General features: G+C 67.1%; 9 protein-coding genes and 1 pseudogene. 7 read left to right on the forward strand and 3 right to left on the reverse strand.

What is annotated here, in order from left to right; all coding sequences use genetic code 11:
* Positions 1-1,720: 1,720 nt before the first annotated feature.
* On the reverse strand, positions 1,721-3,301 hold the full coding sequence (locus GA0070609_RS16375; protein ID WP_331716939.1) for an MFS transporter: 1,581 nt from the start codon (positions 3,299-3,301) through the stop codon (positions 1,721-1,723).
* A gap of 1,418 nt (positions 3,302-4,719) precedes the next feature.
* On the opposite strand from GA0070609_RS16375, the pseudogene GA0070609_RS34450 reads away from it, so the two are divergent.
* From GA0070609_RS34450 to GA0070609_RS33290, 5 genes and pseudogenes are all read left to right on the forward strand, one after another.
* A pseudogene (locus GA0070609_RS34450) lies at positions 4,720-4,943 on the forward strand (transposase); the annotation flags it as partial.
* A gap of 352 nt (positions 4,944-5,295) precedes the next feature.
* A complete protein-coding gene (locus tag GA0070609_RS16380; protein WP_088994597.1) occupies positions 5,296-5,568 on the forward strand; it encodes a hypothetical protein in 273 nt (90 codons plus the stop codon).
* A 73-nt stretch (positions 5,569-5,641) separates the two neighbouring features.
* Entirely contained in the window at positions 5,642-6,856 is a 1,215-nt protein-coding gene (locus GA0070609_RS16385; protein ID WP_088994598.1) for an FxsB family cyclophane-forming radical SAM/SPASM peptide maturase, read from the forward strand.
* Positions 6,847-8,643, forward strand: a complete 1,797-nt coding sequence (locus GA0070609_RS16390; RefSeq protein WP_088994599.1) for an HEXXH motif domain-containing protein — start codon at positions 6,847-6,849, stop codon at positions 8,641-8,643. Before GA0070609_RS16385 ends, GA0070609_RS16390 begins: the two co-directional genes overlap by 10 nt.
* 73 nt (positions 8,644-8,716) lie before the next feature.
* Positions 8,717-8,917, forward strand: a complete 201-nt coding sequence (locus GA0070609_RS33290) for a hypothetical protein (RefSeq protein WP_157748205.1) — start codon at positions 8,717-8,719, stop codon at positions 8,915-8,917.
* A 323-nt stretch (positions 8,918-9,240) separates the two neighbouring features.
* Here GA0070609_RS33290 and GA0070609_RS16395 read toward each other — a convergent pair whose 3' ends face one another.
* A complete protein-coding gene (locus tag GA0070609_RS16395) occupies positions 9,241-12,096 on the reverse strand; it encodes an AfsR/SARP family transcriptional regulator (protein ID WP_172899348.1) in 2,856 nt (951 codons plus the stop codon).
* 968 nt (positions 12,097-13,064) lie between these two features.
* Entirely contained in the window at positions 13,065-14,579 is a 1,515-nt protein-coding gene (locus GA0070609_RS16400; protein WP_088994601.1) for an FG-GAP repeat domain-containing protein, read from the reverse strand.
* Positions 14,580-15,329: 750 nt separating this feature from the next.
* Between GA0070609_RS16400 and GA0070609_RS16405 the strand changes: the two genes are divergently transcribed.
* Positions 15,330-16,322, forward strand: coding sequence for an IS481 family transposase (locus tag GA0070609_RS16405; protein ID WP_088994602.1), 993 nt, complete (start codon positions 15,330-15,332; stop codon positions 16,320-16,322).
* Between the two features lie 112 nt (positions 16,323-16,434).
* On the forward strand, positions 16,435-17,883 hold the full coding sequence (locus GA0070609_RS16410; RefSeq protein ID WP_088997777.1) for an NF041680 family putative transposase: 1,449 nt from the start codon (positions 16,435-16,437) through the stop codon (positions 17,881-17,883).
* The last annotated feature ends 714 nt before the right edge of the window (positions 17,884-18,597 follow it).

Consider the following 18,597-nt stretch of genomic DNA (forward strand, 5'->3'; position numbering starts at 1 on the left):
ATTGGCGACGTGGTCGCCGAACCGTATCCGTTCGCGGACGAGTGGCAGGGCAACATCGACGGTGGCGGTATCCGCGCAGTGGTCCCGAGGCGGCTGCCCGACGGGTATGGCGGACAGTAACGTAGCCAACTCGGGCCACAGGCCTGTAGTCGGCACGCCCGTCACGCGGGGCGGAATCCCGGGCGTGTTGTGTAGCCGAGGAAGAAGTGCAAGTTGGCAACGTCGGCCTCCGGCGTCACCCTCGATTTCGATATTGCCGATCCGGATCACACCAACGTTGCGGCCAGCCTTCAGTCTCCATCGACCGTCGGCAGCAAGGCACGGTGACCAGATCGCCCGCGGCAGGGTCGCCACCTGGTCATCGTTCAGCGCCAGCACAACCTCTTGGGTGCCCACCTCGGTCAGGACGATCGGTCCGGAGGCGCCGATGAGGGTTTAACGCCCTCGCCCGCGGTTGCGACGGCATCGTCTAGCATGGCCGAAGCCTGCCGAAGTGGGTTCCGCTACCTCCTTGCGCGCCGTTGGGCGCCCCGGTGCCCATCCGCAGCCGGTTCGCCGGCAGGCCGAACCGGCTGCGAACCGCCACGCGCGACAGGCGTCCCGCGCAGTCCTCACAGCAGCGGCAGCAAGTCGTGGTCCCAGACCCGGTCAAGGCCATCGGCGTGATCTGCGCCTGGTCGCATCAAGGCAGGAGGCACCGATCTTGAAATCGTGGTCCGCCTCCCCGTCGCCTCGCTGAGGGCACGCAGCAACGCCGGGCGTATGTCATCGGTCTTCCCCGCTTCTTCAGCCACTCGTTCAGCACAGATCTGACCGGTTCCTCGTCTGGGCAAAGCTCAACGAACGCGAAGCGGCGCCGGAAACGGCGTCAACCTAGGCAATCGACCGGTTAGCTCGCGGCAGTGCGCACCGATCATGGCGTCCTGCAGATCTCTGAACGGTTCCTGTCCGAGGATGAGCGGGGTGAGCATGGCCGTCGCCGGGCAACAGGGTGCAGCATCCGCGCGAGGCGCCAAAGCTGGCCGCCGACGAGGCGTTACGCACGTTCGTGGAGCAATGCGCCATGGCCCAGTCGTACCAGCCGTTGGCTTTCGACCCTGCCCTGGCCGACAGCCGTTTCCGCGCATCGTCGGGTGCCTACGTTCGGGCAGCGGCTAGGCATCCTCGGCCTGCTCGCTCGATGGGCTCCATCGGTGACTGCTACGACCGTGAGCATGGTGGAGTCGTTCTTCGGCTCGATGCAGCTCGTGCTACTCGACCGCCGATCCTGGCAGGCCCGCCAGGAACTAGCCGACGCAATCTTTGAGTGGATCGAGGCCCGGTACAACAACGCCGACGCCAACCAAGCATCGGCAACCTGTTCCCAACCGACTACGAAAGACACCACACCCCCGCCGCAGGGGCGGCTTGACCACCACGCGGAAGTCGCCCAGCAAACCGGGAGAAGGTCACTTGGGTTCTGCGCACTCATCCGACGTGACGCATGGCCGTCGACCAGCATCGACCTCAGCTTGCCGAATCTATTCCCGCACCACCTCACTGCTGACTCCAAGCTTGCGCGCCACCGACGTGATCGCCTCCCACTCCGCTGTCGTGCTGAGACCCGGCCCGCCCACCAGCCGTGTGCATGGCCCGCTGCAGAAGTAAGCCGAGCACCTGTTGGGTCGTGCCATAACTCCATCTCCTCAAGAAATGGAGCCTCCACCAAACCCAGGGCGGTTCAGTCCGCACCACGCGCGCCGCGCCGCAGTAGGTGAAGCGCACCCGCCGCGGCACCGAGCACGGCAAGCGCGGCGCCGACAAACGCCCATCGGTACCCGCTCAACGCCTCGGCCGCGGTGGGCTCGGCGCTGCCAGTCAGCGCGGCGGTACGCAGCGACGCGAGGGTCACCAAGGTCGCCAGCCCGGAGGCGACACCCAGCTCGCTGGCGCTGTTCAGCAGGCCCGACGCGGCGCCCGGATGGTCGCCGGCCGCCCGGGTGCCGATCGTAACCGCCATGACCGCCGCTAGGCCGTTGCCGAGACCCATGAGGAGGAAAGCCGGGATCGTGACCGCCAACGGCTCACCTCGCACCGGGAGAGCGAGCAGCAGCAGGGCGCTGACCGCGATCGTCACCATGCCGGCCGTCATCGCGACGCCTGCGGCACGTCCCCGCAGCAGCGCCGGGCCCCCGAGCGACGCCGCCACCACGGCGAGGTTGAACGGCACGAACGCCAGGCCGCTCACCGTAGCGCTCAGGTGCGCCACGTCCTGCAGGTACAGCGCGCACAGCAGCAGTACCGAGGTCGTCGTTCCAGTTACCGCCATGGAGACGATGAGCCCTGCGCCCAGCGTCCGCTGCCGCAGCAGGCCCGCCGGTAGCAGCGGTGACTGGACCCGCCGCTCCACCCATGCGAACAAACCCAGCAACGCAGTGCCGCCGCCCAGGCCGACCGACACCGACCAGTGAGCCGCCGGGCCCCCGACCTGAGTGAGTCCCAGGACCAGCAACGCCATGCCTGCAGTGACGAGCACCGCCCCGGCTATGTCCGGTCGCTGGGCGTTCGGCGCCGGCAGCCGGCCCGGCCCCGCTCGCATGATCCACAGTGCGCCTACGAGGACCACCATACACACCGGCACGTTTGCGAGGAACAGCCAGCGCCAGCCGAGGTGCTCGCCGACGATCCCACCGGCGATCCAGCCGGACGCGCCGCCAACCGCCTGTGCTGCTGTGTACCAGGCGACCGCGCGCGTGCGCCTGACACCAGCCGGGAACGCAGCGACCAGGATGGCTAGTGCGGACGGCGCGAGCATGGCGGCGCCCACTCCCTGCACAGCCCGGGCCGCGAGCAGCGCCGCCGCCGAGCCGGCGGTGGCGCAGCCCGCCGATGCCACGCCGAAGACCACCAGACCGGCGAGGAACAGCCGACGCCGGCCGTACAGGTCGGCTGCGCGGCCCGCGACAACGAGCGCGCCGGCAAATGCAAGCGCGTACGCGCTGATTATCCATTGTAGATCCCCCGTCCGGACACCGAGTTCGGCCTGCACCGCCGGCATCGTGATCGTGACGACGGTGACCCCGAGCACGACCATGAACTGACTGACGCAGACCAGCGTGAGCACAGCGCGGGAGCGATCCTCCCTCATGTCGGTCACGGGGCGCTCCGCCGCCTTGCCCGCCCGCGCCCGGCTACCCGCAATCCCGCCCCTGGAACCCGCCGGTCGCTTCCAAGCGGTCGAGTAGCCCGGACATCGTCCACCGGGCCCTGCGCAAGGAGATCCCGAGGTGGCGCGCCACCGCCTCGTCCTTCTCGCCCAGATTCAGCAGGCACAGCAGTTCCGTTCGGTGTCAGGGAGCGCTTTGCCCGCCGGGTCGCCGGTGGGGGTACCGGCGGCCGGCATCGCACTCGCCGCCTCTCCGGAGCAGTCGAAGACCACACAGCGCGCCGACGTGACGGCCACACCGTGCAGCAACGGCGTCTCGTCCCTGTCGCCACCCGCACCGTCGGCAAGCGATACGCGCCGGTCGACGAGGACCAGCCGCAGCGGTGCTGACGACGCCAACCAGCCTTCTCGCCCGACTCAGTCATCTGCCGGGCGTACTCCCACCGTTTCGCGGGGGCCGCTGTCCCCCGGCGGCGAAGACCGCCGGCGGCTGGGCACCGCGTTCAAAGGCCTTCCGCCTGCGCGGCAGGCAGCGACGGGTCGTGTCCGCGTCAGGCGAGCGCACCTGACGCATGACCTGGACCGCACGTCACGCCAAGCTAGAAGACGCCAGAGCATGAAGTCCACCGACTCCCGTCCTGTGAGCCAGCGAGTGCCCCCAGCGTCGCCGGCGAGGTGGTGGTGCTGCACATACTCCCGAAGTAACGGCGACACCTTGCGCCGGATGGTCGCGGCCAGGCGGGGCCGCGACGCCTCGAACTCCTCCTCGCAATGAGCTCATCTAGCGCGTTGTCGGACTCAAGCGGAGGCATCTCCGGCGAGTCGTGCAGCCGCCGCAGCAGCCCTCGCTCCGCTAGTCGCGCCATACTGCCAACCACCCGGGTCTCCGCAATCGAAGCCGGCAAGCGATGGGGATGGGACAGGACCAACTCGGAGACGCTGCTGGCTATGTCCGGCCACCCCTGTGCCTGAGGTATGCCTCCCCCAGTTGTACATTCTGGGTCACCATACGGGCAGTGCGGTTTAACGTGCAACACATGCAAATCACGGAACGCAGTGCTCTACGATGACGGCGTATCAGGCGGGCAGGCCGCTGTAGTTGGACCCGATCGAGGATGCCGGCGGCCAGCCCGATCGATGACTTCGCCGCCGTAGGTAGGACCCGGAAATTCGGCTGAGACACGGAGCACGTTGGCCCGAGCGGAAGGCCCGAGGACACGTTCCCGGACCAGATCGGTAACCGCGACGATCGCCTCCGCCGGGTCGTTCTCGGCCGGTTAACCGTGAGTCAGCCACTTCGTGAGGGACGCCACGTCGGCGGGCGGCTGCCCCTTCCACATCGCCAGAAACTGTCCAGCAGCCTTGTCCGTCGTCCGAGGCTCGGCGGCTCCTGGCGAGCCGTCGCGCTCCCAGGTCTTGCGGTCTTCCTCGGAGCGAAAGATCGGCGTCTCGTAGCTCGAGACTGCCCGTCCCGAATCATTCGGGCCGCGTCGCGCCTCCCGCCGGACAGGAACCACCGCGGAGGTCACTCGCTTGCCATCGACCTGAGTCCACAAGTCCCAGCTCAATGGTGCGGTCTCAAGGGCCTGCCCGACGCGATCGCCGAGGTGTGGGCCCTAAGCGGTGGTGCACCTACATCATTCACCTGCTGCGGGCGTCGTTGGGCTATGCCGGACGCCAGATTTTGGGCGCGATGGCCAAGGCGCTCAAGCCGGTCTACACAGCATCCACCGAAGCGGCGGCGAAGGTCCGCTTCGCCGAGTTCATCGAGGTCTGGGGAAACAAATATCCGGCACTCGGCTGTGAGAGCAGACGTGGGCGCGGGGAGCCATCAGGATGACTACCGGGCATCTCGTTCCGCGTACAAGCGGCCTGCGGAACCGGCACCGGCTCGACGGGACGGACGGGACAGCCGAGATCCCTCGACCGCAACGCCGGACCGTCAACGGCAACGCTGTCACAACGCCTTCGCAGCGCGGAAGAGCGATCATCGATCACGCCTGCGTATCGGTCGAAATCCGACGTGTGCCGCCTGACATCACGCCGAGCAGGCGTCATCGAGCCGGAGAGGAAGCCTGTCTCCGCCATCGACCTGACGAGCCGGCGCGAGTACCACTTGTCCGCACCGTAGTCCAAGGAGGGACATCATCATGAATCCGCACCTCGAGAAGCCGGCGGCCGTCGGCGCCGCCGCACTGGCCGTCGCCGCCGCGGTCGCCGGGGCAAGCATCGCCGGAGAGCGCGCCGCGCCCGGTGAGGTCGCCGCCAAGTTGGCCAACTTCGCATCCGCGCTGCCCGCCGTCGAGCAGCTCAACCTTGCCGAGCTGATGACGTCGAACGACACCGTACTCGCCATTGCGATCCAGGCCACCCGGGAGCTGGGTCAGGTGGGGGCCGCCATCCACCATGGCTTCCAGAACTGATCGGACCATCCGCTGATCTAAATGGGGGTAGGCCGCGGCTTCGCGCGGCCTACCAATCTGCAGAGGAGTGCAGATGACAGTTTCGGTCCAATGGCCGACCCGCTCGTGGGTGACCGCGGTCCGCGCTGCGGAGATCTGGCGGCCGTACCCTTTCCAGCAATTCATCCTCAAGCTGCACGGCTGGTGCAACCTGTCGTGTGACTACTGCTACGTCTACGAGATGGCGGATCGGTCGTGGCGGGATCGCCCACGCGCCATGCCGACGGCAACGCTCGGGCGGGCGGCCAGCCGGATCGGCGAGCACGTCGCCGAGCACGACCTGCGCACGGTCAACGTTGTGCTGCACGGCGGGGAGCCTCTGCTGGCCGGGCTGGACAGCATCGCCCACGCGGTGCGCGCCGTCCGGCGGGCGGTTCCTACCGGGGTCGACCTGACATTCCGGCTGCAGACCAATGGCACGCTGCTGACCGGAAAGGTGCTGGACCTCCTGCTAGACCTCGACGTCAAGGTGGGCATCAGCCTGGATGGCAACCGTCGAGGCAACCGACATCGCCGATACCCTGGCGGCCGGGAAAGCTACGACGCCGTGGTACGCGGGATCGAGACGTTGCGCCAGGATCGGTATCATCGGCTGTTCTCGCACCTTTATGCCACCGTCGACCTGGACAACGACCCGATCGAGACGTACGAGACACTGCTATCGTTTCAGCCGCCGTTCGTGGATTTCCTTTTGCCGCACGGAACCTGGGACGCGCCGCCGCCGGGCCGCACCACCGATCCAGCCAGCACACCGTATGCGGACTGGCTGGTCGCCGTCTTCGACCGCTGGTACGGGGCCCCCCGACAGGAAACCCGGATCCGCTTTCTGAGTTCGATCATGAACTTGATACTCGGTGGTCACGGCCAGGTGGAGACGATCGGACTCGAGCCACGCGCGCTCGTGGTGGTCGACACGGACGGGTCCATCCAGCAGGTGGACTCCTTGAAGGCGACCTTCCCGGGAGCGCCGGAGACCGGGCTGAATGTCTTCCGGCATGCCTTCGACGACGCCCTGGACCATCCCGTGACGGTGTCTCGCCAGGTCGGCATGTCGGCCCTGTGCGACACCTGCCAGCGCTGCCCGGTGCGGGATATCTGTGGCGCCGGGTACTTTCCTCACCGCTACCGCGCCGGCAGCGGGTACCTGAACCCGTCCGTGTACTGCCCGGACCTGTTCGCCCTCATCGTCCACATTGGTGACCGTATCGTGAGAGACCTGAACGAACTCGTGGAGCCTACATGCAGATGACGACGTTGAGCCTTCCCACCGACGAGTTCGATCTGCTGGCCGCCGGATCCGCGGGTGCCGATACTCATACGCTTCTACGCACTTGCCAACTGACAAAGCGGTTCCTGCAACTGCGGGTGCTGGCCGACGACACCGCGAACGCCCACCCCGAGGTGCGACAGCATATCGACCTGCTCTCGGCCGTGCAGCGGACCGACGCCGCAGCGGTGGCGACGGTGCTGGGTCATCCCCAGGTTGGTGCGTGGCTGTCGCACTGCCTCCAGCGACTTCACACCACGACCGAGCCGGACGACGTACCGCTGGATGTCACGGTTGGACAGATCGCCGCAGTTGCTGCCGCCGCAGCGATTCGAGCCGGCCATTGCGCCGAGGTCACCGTGCCGCTGCGCCGGGGCGAGCTCATGCTGCCCACGCTCGGGCTGGCCCGGCTGGCGGACGCAGCCTCGTTCGATCCGGCGACGATCCGGATCGAGCCGGCTGGCACGGTCGTCGCCAGCGGTGGCCGCACGATAGCGATCCCGCCTGACCCAAGCGCCGACGCACCCGGGTGGTACGGCCTCCGCCGCCTCTCGGCGACTGCCGGCGGGCACACCGTGGTCGTGGATCTGGACGACCTCAGTCCACACCGCCCGAGCCTGGACCCGTTGGCCCCGCGCCTCTCCGCGCTGGAGTTAGCCCAGTGGCAGGAAATGCTGGACCGGTCGTGGGCGCTGCTTGTCGCGGTGCATCCCCGGCATGCCTGCATGGTCGGTGTGTCGCTGCGCTCGCTCATTCCGCTCGCTGGCATGCCGGGCATGGCGAGCGCAAGCATGACCTCGAGCGACGCGTTCGGTGCCGTGTTCCTCTCCCGCCCCGTCGACAATGAGATGTTTGCCGCCACGATCGTGCACGAGCTGTTCCACTCGACGCTGAACGCGATACTGGACCTGATTCCCTTGCATCGCGCACCGGGCGGGGAACTGCTGTACTCGCCGTGGCGCGACGATCCCCGCCCGCTGCACGGCATCCTGCACGGCGCGTACTCGTTCATGGGCGTCGGCGACTTCTGGCGACGCCGACATGAAAACCGCGAAGACCGGGAGGCGCGGTTCGAGTTCCTGCGTACCAGGCACGAGGTCGAGGTCGCGCTGCGCACCCTGCTGCACAGCGATTACCTCACCGAGGAGGGTGTGCGTTTCGTCCGCGCAATGAGCGCCAACATCGCGTCCTGGCCGAACCCGAACGCGCCGGACGAGGCGGCCGGTGCCGCCGAGGACGTGACCGACCACTGGCTCCGGTGGCGCCTGCACAACCTGCACCCCGACCAGGCTGAGATCGACGCAATCGCCACCGCTTGGCGCAACGCCGAAGATCAGCACCTGGACCTAGACGCCCTTCGTACGACGATCCGTCCGGTGACCCGCACCCAGTTCCGCGGCGAACGGGGTCGGATCAGAGTGCGCACTGTGCAACTGCGCGACCCGGACTTGTTCCAACGGATCGTCAAGGGGCAAGCAGAACGACCGGTCGAGGCCACCCCGGCCGACGTCGCTTACATCGCCGGCCACTACGCGGACGCCATCGAGCGCTATGAGCGTGAGCTGACCGAGCGCCCCGACCGCGCCGAGCAGTGGGCCGGTCTCGCGCTGGCCTGCCGCCGCAGCGGCGACGAGGAGGCGGCCCTGGTTCTCACCAGCCGCCCGGAGGTGGTACGCGCATTGCACCGCGCCGTGACGCCACCGGCTAGCCCGGTTCAGTTGGCGAGGTGGCTAGGCAAACGGAGCGTGGATCGTGTCCCAGCTCGATGACAGGCCCGACCCGGCCGCGCTCGAGGATGCGTATCGGATCGGGTCATAGTGGCGAGGGCAGGGGGTTTCGTCAGTGCGCATCGACGTCTTTCAATCGCCGTCGCGGCTGGGCGCACTGACGCGACGACCGAGTTGGGCATCATCGGTCAGCAGGGTGTTGATCGCGAAGGCTGCGGAGTTGCGCCGCATGGCCGCCACCGGCGGCAATGCGCGCCGCAGGCAACCTTGGCGCACTGCTGGTCGACATCGCCGCGGCAAGGAGGCCGAGCACTGACTAGGGATCGCCACCACTGCGGGCCAGCTCGTGCCGGCCAGCGAGTTAGGCGAGCTGCTGGGGCATCGCGGCGAGTTCGCGGAGGTTGAGTGCCGGCAGCATGTCGCGTTGGCAGCGAGCAACCCACCGACGGTATGGCGGCTCGGGCTGCTCTCTACGACCAGGGCCGACACCGCGAGGCGGAACAGTGGTTCCGGCGTGCCTCGGCCGACCGGCATCCGGACGCCATGCACCGGTTGGGCCAACTCGCAGCCCGGCAAGGCGCTGCTCGGCCACAGCTCGGCAGCGTTCACCGTCCGCGGCTGCAGCTAGGTCGCCGGCGATCAGCCGAGAGGCGGCGGCTCCGGAGGCGGCGGTGCGGCCGGCTCATCGAGCTTTCTCAGGCGGACCCGCACCGGGTCCACCTCACGTACGGGAAGCCCGGTCAGGATGTTCAGCGCCTGTTGCCAGGCGTCGCGCGCCGCCTGACTCTCCTCGGCGGCATGGTGGGCGTCGCCGAGTCGGACGAGAGTCTTCGCCTCGTGAAACCGGTCACCCAGCTCCCTGAACAGGTCGATGGCGCGAGCGTAGCTGAGGATCGCCGAATGCTGCTGCCCGAGGTGGTGCCGGGCGAACCCGATGGTGTCCCACGTGTGGGCCTCGCCATCCATGTTGCCGAGATGCTGGTGGAGACCCTGCGCCCGCAGGCAGTGCGTGAGAGCCTCGCGGTGGCGGCCGAGTCGGATCTCGCACCAGCCGGCGGCGTTCAACGACTCGGCCTCCCCCCAGCGATGGCTGGCGGCGCGGAACAGTTCCTGGGCGCGACGGACGTGGTCCAGAGCCCGGTCAGGCTGATCGAGACAATCCCACAGGAATCCGATGTTGTGATGGGTCTGGGCCTGTCCTGCGAGGTTGTCGAGCCGACCGTAGAGGTCCAACGCCTCCGTGAAATGGCGGTGGGCCTCCTCATAGTCGCCGAGCAGCGTACTGACGCTGGCGATCGCGCGGTGGGTGTACGCCTCGGCCACCGGCTCACCCAGGTGCTCGGCTGCCCGTAACCCTTCGCGCCACACGTCAAGTCGGTCACTCGAACCGACCTGCCGGTTCAGGAACGTGTCCAACACCCAGGCGAGCTGCCAAGTGCGCCGGTGCCATCCCAATCCGGCAGCCCGTCCTACGGCGGCGAGTAGCGGGCGTTTTTCGGCGTCCAGCCACGCCAGCGCCGCCTGGCGATCGGAGAACTGCTCCGGGCACGTGCCGACCGATGGCGGCTCGAGCGGAATCGGGATCGCGTCCCGAGCCGGATGCAGCAGCCGATCGGCGGCGTATCCGGTGTGCAGGTAGTGGTCGAGCAGCCGTTTGACGGCGGCGTCCCGCTCACGCGCCGGGACATGGGTTCCGGCGAGTTCGGTGGCGTACGTGAGCACGAGGTCATGGCAGACGTACCGGCCTGGAGCTCGCTCGCGGAGCAGACTGATTCCGGCCAGTTCCGTCAGCATCTTCCGGGCCTGCGGAAGGCGAACAGCGGCAAGGCTTGCCGCCGCACGCGTTCCTATCTCGCAGCCGTGGTTCAGGCCGAGGAGCCGGAACAGGCGTGCCGCAGCCGGGGTGAGCGCCGCGTACGACCAGGAGAACGCGGCCCGGATCCGACCGCTGGGATCGATGGAGTCCAGCGCGTCAAGGCGGTCGCCCATCTCGATCAGCTCTGCGACGACCTGCACAAGCGGGAATCCGGTCTGCTGAGCGCGCGCGGCGATGATGCCGAGCGCGAGCGGCAGACCGGCGCAAAACGCGATCACATTCTCGGCCGCGGCGGGATCGGCATCCACCCGATCGGCTCCGAGCCGGTCGGCCAGTAGCTCCCGAGCCTCGCACCCGGTCATCGGATCGAGGACGATTGAATGGGCACCGCCGTCGACAACCAGACCGGTGAGCAGGTCGCGGCTGGTGACGACGACCAGCGCGGTCCGGGTGCCTGGCAGCAGCCGACGGACCTGACCGCTGTCGCGGGCATTGTCCAACAGGATCAGGACCCGTTTACCGGCGACAAGGCTACGGTACAGGCCGAGCTGGGATTCGAGGGCTGCTGGAATCCGCTCCGCCGGCACCTGGAGGGCGTCCAGTAACCCTCGCGCAACCTCGGCGGTGCTCAATGCCGACTGGCTCCCATCGAACCCCCGCAGGTCAACATAAATCTGTCCGTCCGGGAACAGGTGCGCGAACCGGTGCGCCCAATGCACCGCCAACGCGGTCTTGCCGACTCCCGCCGTGCCGGACACCGCCACGATGGCGACCGCGGTCGACGCCCCACCCAGCAGAGCCTCCATGGTCGCCAACTGCGACTTGCGGCCGACGAAGACGGCCAAATCGGCTGGCAGCTGTGCCGGTCTCACGACGACGGCCCCGGCTACCGCCTCCGCGACCGGCACTCCGGCAGACGGCCGGGACGACCCGACGGTCGATACTGGAGATGTCGGTACCGCCGGTTCACCCCGCAGAATCTCCCGGTGCAACGCCTGGAGCTCCGGACCGGGGTCGGTGCCCAACTCCTCCGCGAGTCGCGCCCGGGCCCGGGCGTAGTGCTCCAGAGCGTCGGCCGGCCGACCCGCGGCCCGCAGCACCCGCATGAGCGCCGCGATCAGCGACTCGGCGCGCGGATGCTCGCTGACCATCCGCGTGAGGGGGCCGAGCACCTCGCCGGGGTTGCCGACCCGCAGCTCGGCGTCGGCCCAAGCCACCGTGGCGTCGAGCCTCTCCTCTTCCCAGCCGTCGCGCATGCAGGCAGCCCAACTCCCACGCATCCCGGCCAACGGGACGCCGTGCCACTGAGCCAGCGCTTCCCGCAGCAACCCCGCCCGTCGCTCCTCCGGGCAGTCCGGCTCCCTCGCGGTGGCGGCGAACCGACGGAACCGGAACAGGTCGATCAAGTCCGGATCAACGTCCAGCAGGTAACCACCGTTGGAATGGACCAGCCGTGGTGACATCCCGGCGGCGTGCACCGCACCGAGTACCTTGCGTACCCGGGTGACATGGGCGCGCAGCGCCCCTCGGGCATCGCTTGGCGGAGAGTCGTCCCAGAGCCTCTCGACCAGAACGTCCGACGGCACGACCTGTCCGGGATCCGCCAGCAGGGCGGCCAGTAGCGCGCGCCGCCGCGGTTCCCCGGAGTCGACGGGCTGCCCATCGACCAGCAGCACCACCGGGCCCAGAAGGCGATACCGCACCGTCGTCGTCAGACCGCTGTACGAAGTCGCGCCGCCTCTGGTCCTCATGGCTCCGCCCGGACAGAAGTAGGACTAACAGCAATGCCGACCACTGCCGGGTGGATTATGACCCGTTCGTTCGTTGTACGGTACGCCGAGGTTTGCGTTGTACAGTTCGCTCCGGCCCGCCCCATGTGATCACCCAAGCTCGCGCTGAACCTCACTCCATGACGGCAATCTCGCCATTTAGTGCAGGGCAGTCTCACACAGGTCGACTGATCGTCAGCCCAGTTGCCCCCGCGAGTGATGTCCAACGCCCGCCTTTCCCAGGTATGTTTAGCTACTCGGAGCTGGCAGCAGGAGCGCGACGTCCTAATAGGAGGGGCCTCTGGCCCCAACCACCCTCAAGTTGTTCGTGCCCCCAGCAGACTGCAGAAATCTCCCCATCGGATCACAGCTGAACGCTCAACGGCTCGACAAAAGACGACCTCTGCGGCAGGCCCAGAGCTCATAACACGAACCCAACCACGACACGAAACGACGACCGCTGTGGGCTGCCACCCTTCAGCGCCTGTCGTAAGGAAGGGTTCAACTCCGAAGGGGATCACCGAGAAGCTGGGCGGCTTTTAACGAGATTAGACTTATCTGGTTGTCGATTGTTGGTGCCCAGTGCATCGCCTGGATGGACCACTGTCGTTGATGCCTAGCCGTAGCCGGTGGTTGGGATAGGCGGTGCGGTTGACTCACCTCATCGAGCCTCGGGCTGGCTGAGTCCCCTCCTGGACACTGCAAGATCAGCAAGGAAGAGGGTGGTCTCATATCAGGCGTGATCATCAGATTGCATTAACCCCACTGCAGGACGTGTTGGCGACGGTGGCCGAGGCCGCTTGGTGAGGAAGCGACCCCGGCCAGCGTCACGGGTTCCTTTAGAGTGGGCGTTTCACCAACTGCGGTCTAGATGCAGGTTAAGCTGCGAACCCTGACGTGATCGACCTCCGATCCCATCCCACAATGAGCGCCGTAGAGGACCATCCCTGGTTGCGGTAGGCAGTATGGTCATTGTTCACGCCACTAACGGCGACAACATCCGAACGTAGATCCCCATCGATGTCAGCGAGCTTGAGGGGCCACAGCGCTCCGAACCCACTGACGAGTGCTTTGCGGTCCCAACCGACGATGACACCACTGGACGCGTTCCACCCCTGATTTCGATAGACCGTGAGGTCGTTGTTCGCACCACTTGCGGCCACGAGGTCAGCGCGCCGGTCGCCATCGATGTCCGCGAAGTCAAACTCGAGCGACCCTCCGAACCCACTGACGAGCGGCTTACGATCCCAACCGACGATGACACCGCTGGAAGCATTCCACCCCTGATTGCGGTACACAGTAACGTCGTTGTTCGCGCCCGTGGTTGCGATCAAGTCGGCTCGCCGGTCGCCGTCGATGTCGGCGAATTTGAGGCCATCGAGCGAGCCGAACCCACTGGCAAGCAGCTTCCGGTCCCAGCCAACAATGACACCGTTGGCAGAATTCCATCCTTGATTACGATACGCCGTAATGTCATTGTTGGGTCCACTCACCGAAATCAAATCCGCCCGACCATCCCCGTCGATATCGGCAAACGTGGTTCTAGACGCATCCCCGAACCCGCTGACAAGCGACTTACGATCCCAACCGACGATCACGCCACTGGAAGCGCTCCACCCCTGATTACGATACGCCGTGAGGTCGTTATTAGGACCACTCACTCCGATAAGATCCCTCCGGCCATCTCCATCAATATCAGCATACTCTGTCTGCTCTACCACGTTGATACCGGGGAACACACCGGGTGTGTACCAGCGCTTGGCACCCCCGAAGTCGTCGAAGTAAATCGGCGCACCTGAGGACAGAGCTCGCGCCCCTCCGGCCCTGAAGTTGACCGTCGGGCGGGACATCACGGTGCCGTAATGAGGGTGGTCCACCTCGGCTGAGGCGGTGTACTGACCACCGATGTACACGGTGCCCTGGGTCACGGATTCGTCGCAGTAGGGAGACACATAGGTTCGCTTCACGTGGATGTGCTGCACGGCAAAACCCACTCTCCAGTGGGTGAGTTTTCCTGCGGCGAAGGTGAGGTTGATCTCCGTCTGCTGCTGGAACGCCAGTGCGGACTTCACCTCCCAGCCGAACTCAGCGTTGATCTCCGCGACCGCCGCGCTGGCACTGACACTCGCCGAGCCGGAAACCGACACCTCGAAACTCAGGTCCCTCGTCTCCGCATACTTGCGCGACGAGCCCTGCGACTGTGCACGATGGTCGGCCCATCCTTCCTTGTAGTCACCCCACACGACCGCACCCGGTTGGTACTCTCGATACGAGTAACCGGGATCGCAAGGCGGTACGGGGCTTTGCGGAGCGACAGGTCCGGCGGATGCGGGCGCTGAAGCCAGCACGACCGCTACGACACCCGCCAGCATCGTTGCAGCTTTTTTGAGCATGGACTCTCCACTGATTGACCGAAGTCCTCATCTGGGGCACTACGAGACGCTCCGCCTCCGGAGGGCAACTGTGACGGAAGACGCGCTCGTGTTGCCTCCGATAGGACTCGTGTTGCCTCCGGTAGGAGCATGGTGACGTGCTGGAGTATTGCGTCGGCATAGGGCTTGTATAACGCCACAGATGGGAACCGTCTCAGCTCGGCTCGATTCGATTGACGCCTGATCTGTGAGGATTTGTTCCTCGGGACAAGCCGCCCTACGATGGCGGCCCGCCGACGGCCTGGAACCCCTGGCTCCCTCATCCACAGTCACCTGATCTTCGAGGAAGCCTGCCGGCGCACGGGCATTGGTTCTGCGAAGACCTGGCGGCCAATGCGAGCCGCCTCAGGTCGCGCGTAGAAGCCACTCGCACCGCTGAACAGCAAGCGGCAGCCGACCACTACTGAGGTAATCAGTCCATATCTCGCCAAACGTGACGGTCTTGCTCGACGACGCCAGGACGCTACCGCCGCGGCTCAGGTCGCCGAGGCGGGGTTGCAGATGGTCATCAACCTCGAAAGACGAGCGTGACGCCGGTTTAGCCGACACCAGCTCCAAGATCCGCACCCGGATTGCCCGTTCAAGGCTGTATAAGAGGTACTAGGTGTTTTGTCCATGGACGTTGGTGACGCGGCGGGGATCTTGAAATAGGTGAGGACCTCCGGGTGAGGTGGAGCTTGTCGAAGGTTCCGCATCACCCGGGAGGTCCTCGTGCCCCACGCTAACGCACCCCTGACCGAACGCGGCCGGCTGCGTCTGGCCAGCTGCGTCGTTGATGACGGCTGGCCGCTGCGCCGGGCGGCGCAGCGGTTCCAGGTCAGTCCGACCATGGCGAAGCGGTGGGCCGACCGGTACCGGGTCGAGGGTGTGGCGGGGATGGTCGACCGGTCCAGCCGGCCGCTGCGGTCACCGCGACGCACGCCGGCGCCGGTGGAGCGGAAGGTGCTGCATCTGCGGGCGAAGCGCCGGTGGGGACCGGCGCGGATCGGTGGCCGGTTCGGGCTGGCGGCGTCGACGTGTCATGCGGTGCTGCGCCGGGCCGGAGCCGCCCGCCTGGCCCACCTGGACCGGGCCACGGGCCGGCCGGTACGCCGTTACGAGCATCCCGCGCCCGGAGACCTGGTCCACGTCGACATCAAGAAGCTGGGCAACATCCCCGACGGCGGCGGATGGCGCACCCAGGGCCGGCGTCAAGGAAAACTCAACCGCACCGCCACCACAGACCACGCCACCGACCGGTGGGGCGGCGCCCGGCTCGGCTACTCCTACCTGCACACCGCCATCGACGACCATTCCCGGCTGGCCTACACAGAGATCCTCGACGACGAACGCAAAGACACCGCGGCCGCCTTCTGGCGCCGCGCGCAGGCCTGGTTCGCAGCCCACGGCATCACCGTCCGCCGGGTCATCGCCGACAACGGCTCCTGCTACAAGTCCTTCCTCTGGCGCGACACCCTGCACGAGCTGGGCATCGCCGTGAAGAAGACCCGCCCCTTCCGGCCGCAAACCAACGGAAAGGTCGAACGGTTCCACCGCACCCTTACCGAGGAATGGGCCTACGCCCGCCCATACCCCTCCGAATCAGCCCGCCGAGCAGCCCTACCCGCCTGGCTCCACGCCTACAATCACCACCGCGCCCACACCGCACTCGGCGGCCACCCACCAACCAGCCGCGTCCCCAACCTCTCTGGACAGCACAACTAACTTGATCTTTAACCTTTGGCGGCTGGTCGGTGACCCCGGCTGATCATGGTGACAGCCCCTGGTCGATCATCTTCTTGTCGAGGGAAGAGGATCAATACCAGGGGCTGTCTTGGTGATCAGTGTGCATGATGCTGGTTCTGCTGGTGCGTTCGGGGAGCTGGCGGCGTTCCGGCGGGAGTTTCATGGCTGTCTGACCGCTCGGGCGGACGCGATGTTCGAACTGGCCGACGCGGTGTTGTGCGGCGACGGGCCGGTGCATTCGCTGGTGGAGCTGTCGCTGGTGGGCGAGCATCGTCGTGGTCATGGGTCGCTGTACGCGGCGCTGGCCCGAGGTCGGGTGGATGTCGAGCGGCTGCGCAGGAGCTTGGCGGCGCTTCCGCTGCCTCGCGGGGCCGACGGCCGCCTCGTTCTGGCGGTGGACATCACCTGTTGGCTGCGGCCGGACGCGCACACCTCCGCGGAGCGGATCCTGTGCCACACCTACGGCCGCGGCAAGGACCAGCACGTGACGATTCCTGGCTGGCCGTACTCGTTCGTCACGGCGTTGGAGCCCGGCCGCAGTTCCTGGACCGCGCCGCTGGACGCTCAGCGACTCGCGCCGGGCGATGATGCCGCCACTGTCACCGCCGGGCAACTGCGCCACCTCGTGCAGCGACTCATCACCGCCGGGCAGTGGCGCACCGGTGATCCCGACATCCTGGTCGTCGCCGACGCCGGCTACGACACGCCCCGATTGGCATACCTGCTGCGCGACCTGCCGGTGCAGGTGCTGGGCCGGATGCGCTCCGATCGAGTGCTGCGCCGCGCGGCCCCGCCCCGACGGCCGGGCACGAACGGCCGACCACCCCGCCACGGCGGCGAGTTCATCTTCGGCGATCCCGCCAGCTGGGGCGCGCCCGAGGTGACCACGGTGACTGACACCCGCCTCTACGGCACCGCGACCGCCCGCAGCTGGAACCGGCTGCATCCCCGGCTGACGCACCGCAACGCCTGGATCGACCAGACCGGCGACCTGCCACTCATCGAAGGCACCGTGATCCGGCTGGAGGTGAATCACCTACCCAGCGGCGCGATCCCGAAGCCGGTGTGGCTGTGGTGGTCCGAGACGGATGCCACACCCGCCGACGTCGACCGGCTCTGGCAGGCGTTCCTGCGCCGCTTCGACATCGAGCACACCTTCCGGCTGCTCAAACAGACCCTCGGCTGGACCTGCCCGAAGATCCGCACCCCACAAGCCGCCGACCGGTGGACCTGGCTCATCCTGGCCGTCTACGCGCAGCTGCGCCTGGCACGCGGCCTCACCGGTGACCTGCGCCGCCCCTGGGAGAAACCGACACCGCCCGAACGCCTCTCACCCGCCCGCGTCCGCCGAGGGTTCCGGCACCTCCGCCCGAAGACCGCCTGCCTGGCCAGCGCGCCGAAACCCTCCCGCCCAGGCCCAGGGCGACCACCAGGCCGACCCAACAAGCAACCCGCTCAACGACACGACGTGCACATCAGCCCGAACGCAAGGAAGAAACCGAAGACCTCGAGCAGTCCCCGCCCACGCCGCACAGGTTAAAGATCAAGTTAGGTCCTGTCTTAGAAATGAAACCGGCTGACCGTCTGCCGTTGACCCACGTTGGTCTGGCATCGGCGTTCGGTGAACGATAGATGGCGAGGCCTCCGGTAGAGAAGTTCATCGACCAAGACGAACTTTCATACCGGAGACCTCGTGGCCCATCAAGCTTCACCTTGCCGATGAGCAGGGCGGTAAGCCGTCGTCGACGATGCTCACCGCCGACACCACGGTGACAACCCTCAGTTCGTCCCGTGCTGGCTGGCATCCCGGTCACCAGGGCCAGCGGTGCCCGACCGCGCACACGACCGGGTCGAGTCCTGGCGGACAGGGCCTACAGTTCCCGCACCAATCGGCAGCACCTGGCCCGCCGAGGGATCGCCGCGACCACCCCGATCAAGACCTCAGGCGGCGAGCCGGCGCACGAAGGGCTGGAAGGGGGTCTGCCACCGACCTTCGAACCCAGCGCCTACCGGCAACGCGACACCGTCGAGTGCGGCATCAACCGGCTCAAACGCCACCAGGGCCTGGCCACCCGATACGACTGTGAGGATGATCTAGTGCCGCCCGGGACTGGAGTCTGACCCGCGATACGACCGGCTTCCGATGCCTTGAGTTTGATCTGTCGACTCGAGTCCTGGGCGGTGCTTGCTGCCGCCGGACCGGCGGGACGTGTCCCGATAGGGGCCTTGCCGCTAACAAGGCACCATCACAGTC

Source organism: Micromonospora echinaurantiaca (assembly GCF_900090235.1).
Taxonomy (GTDB): Bacteria; Actinomycetota; Actinomycetes; order Mycobacteriales; family Micromonosporaceae; genus Micromonospora; species Micromonospora echinaurantiaca.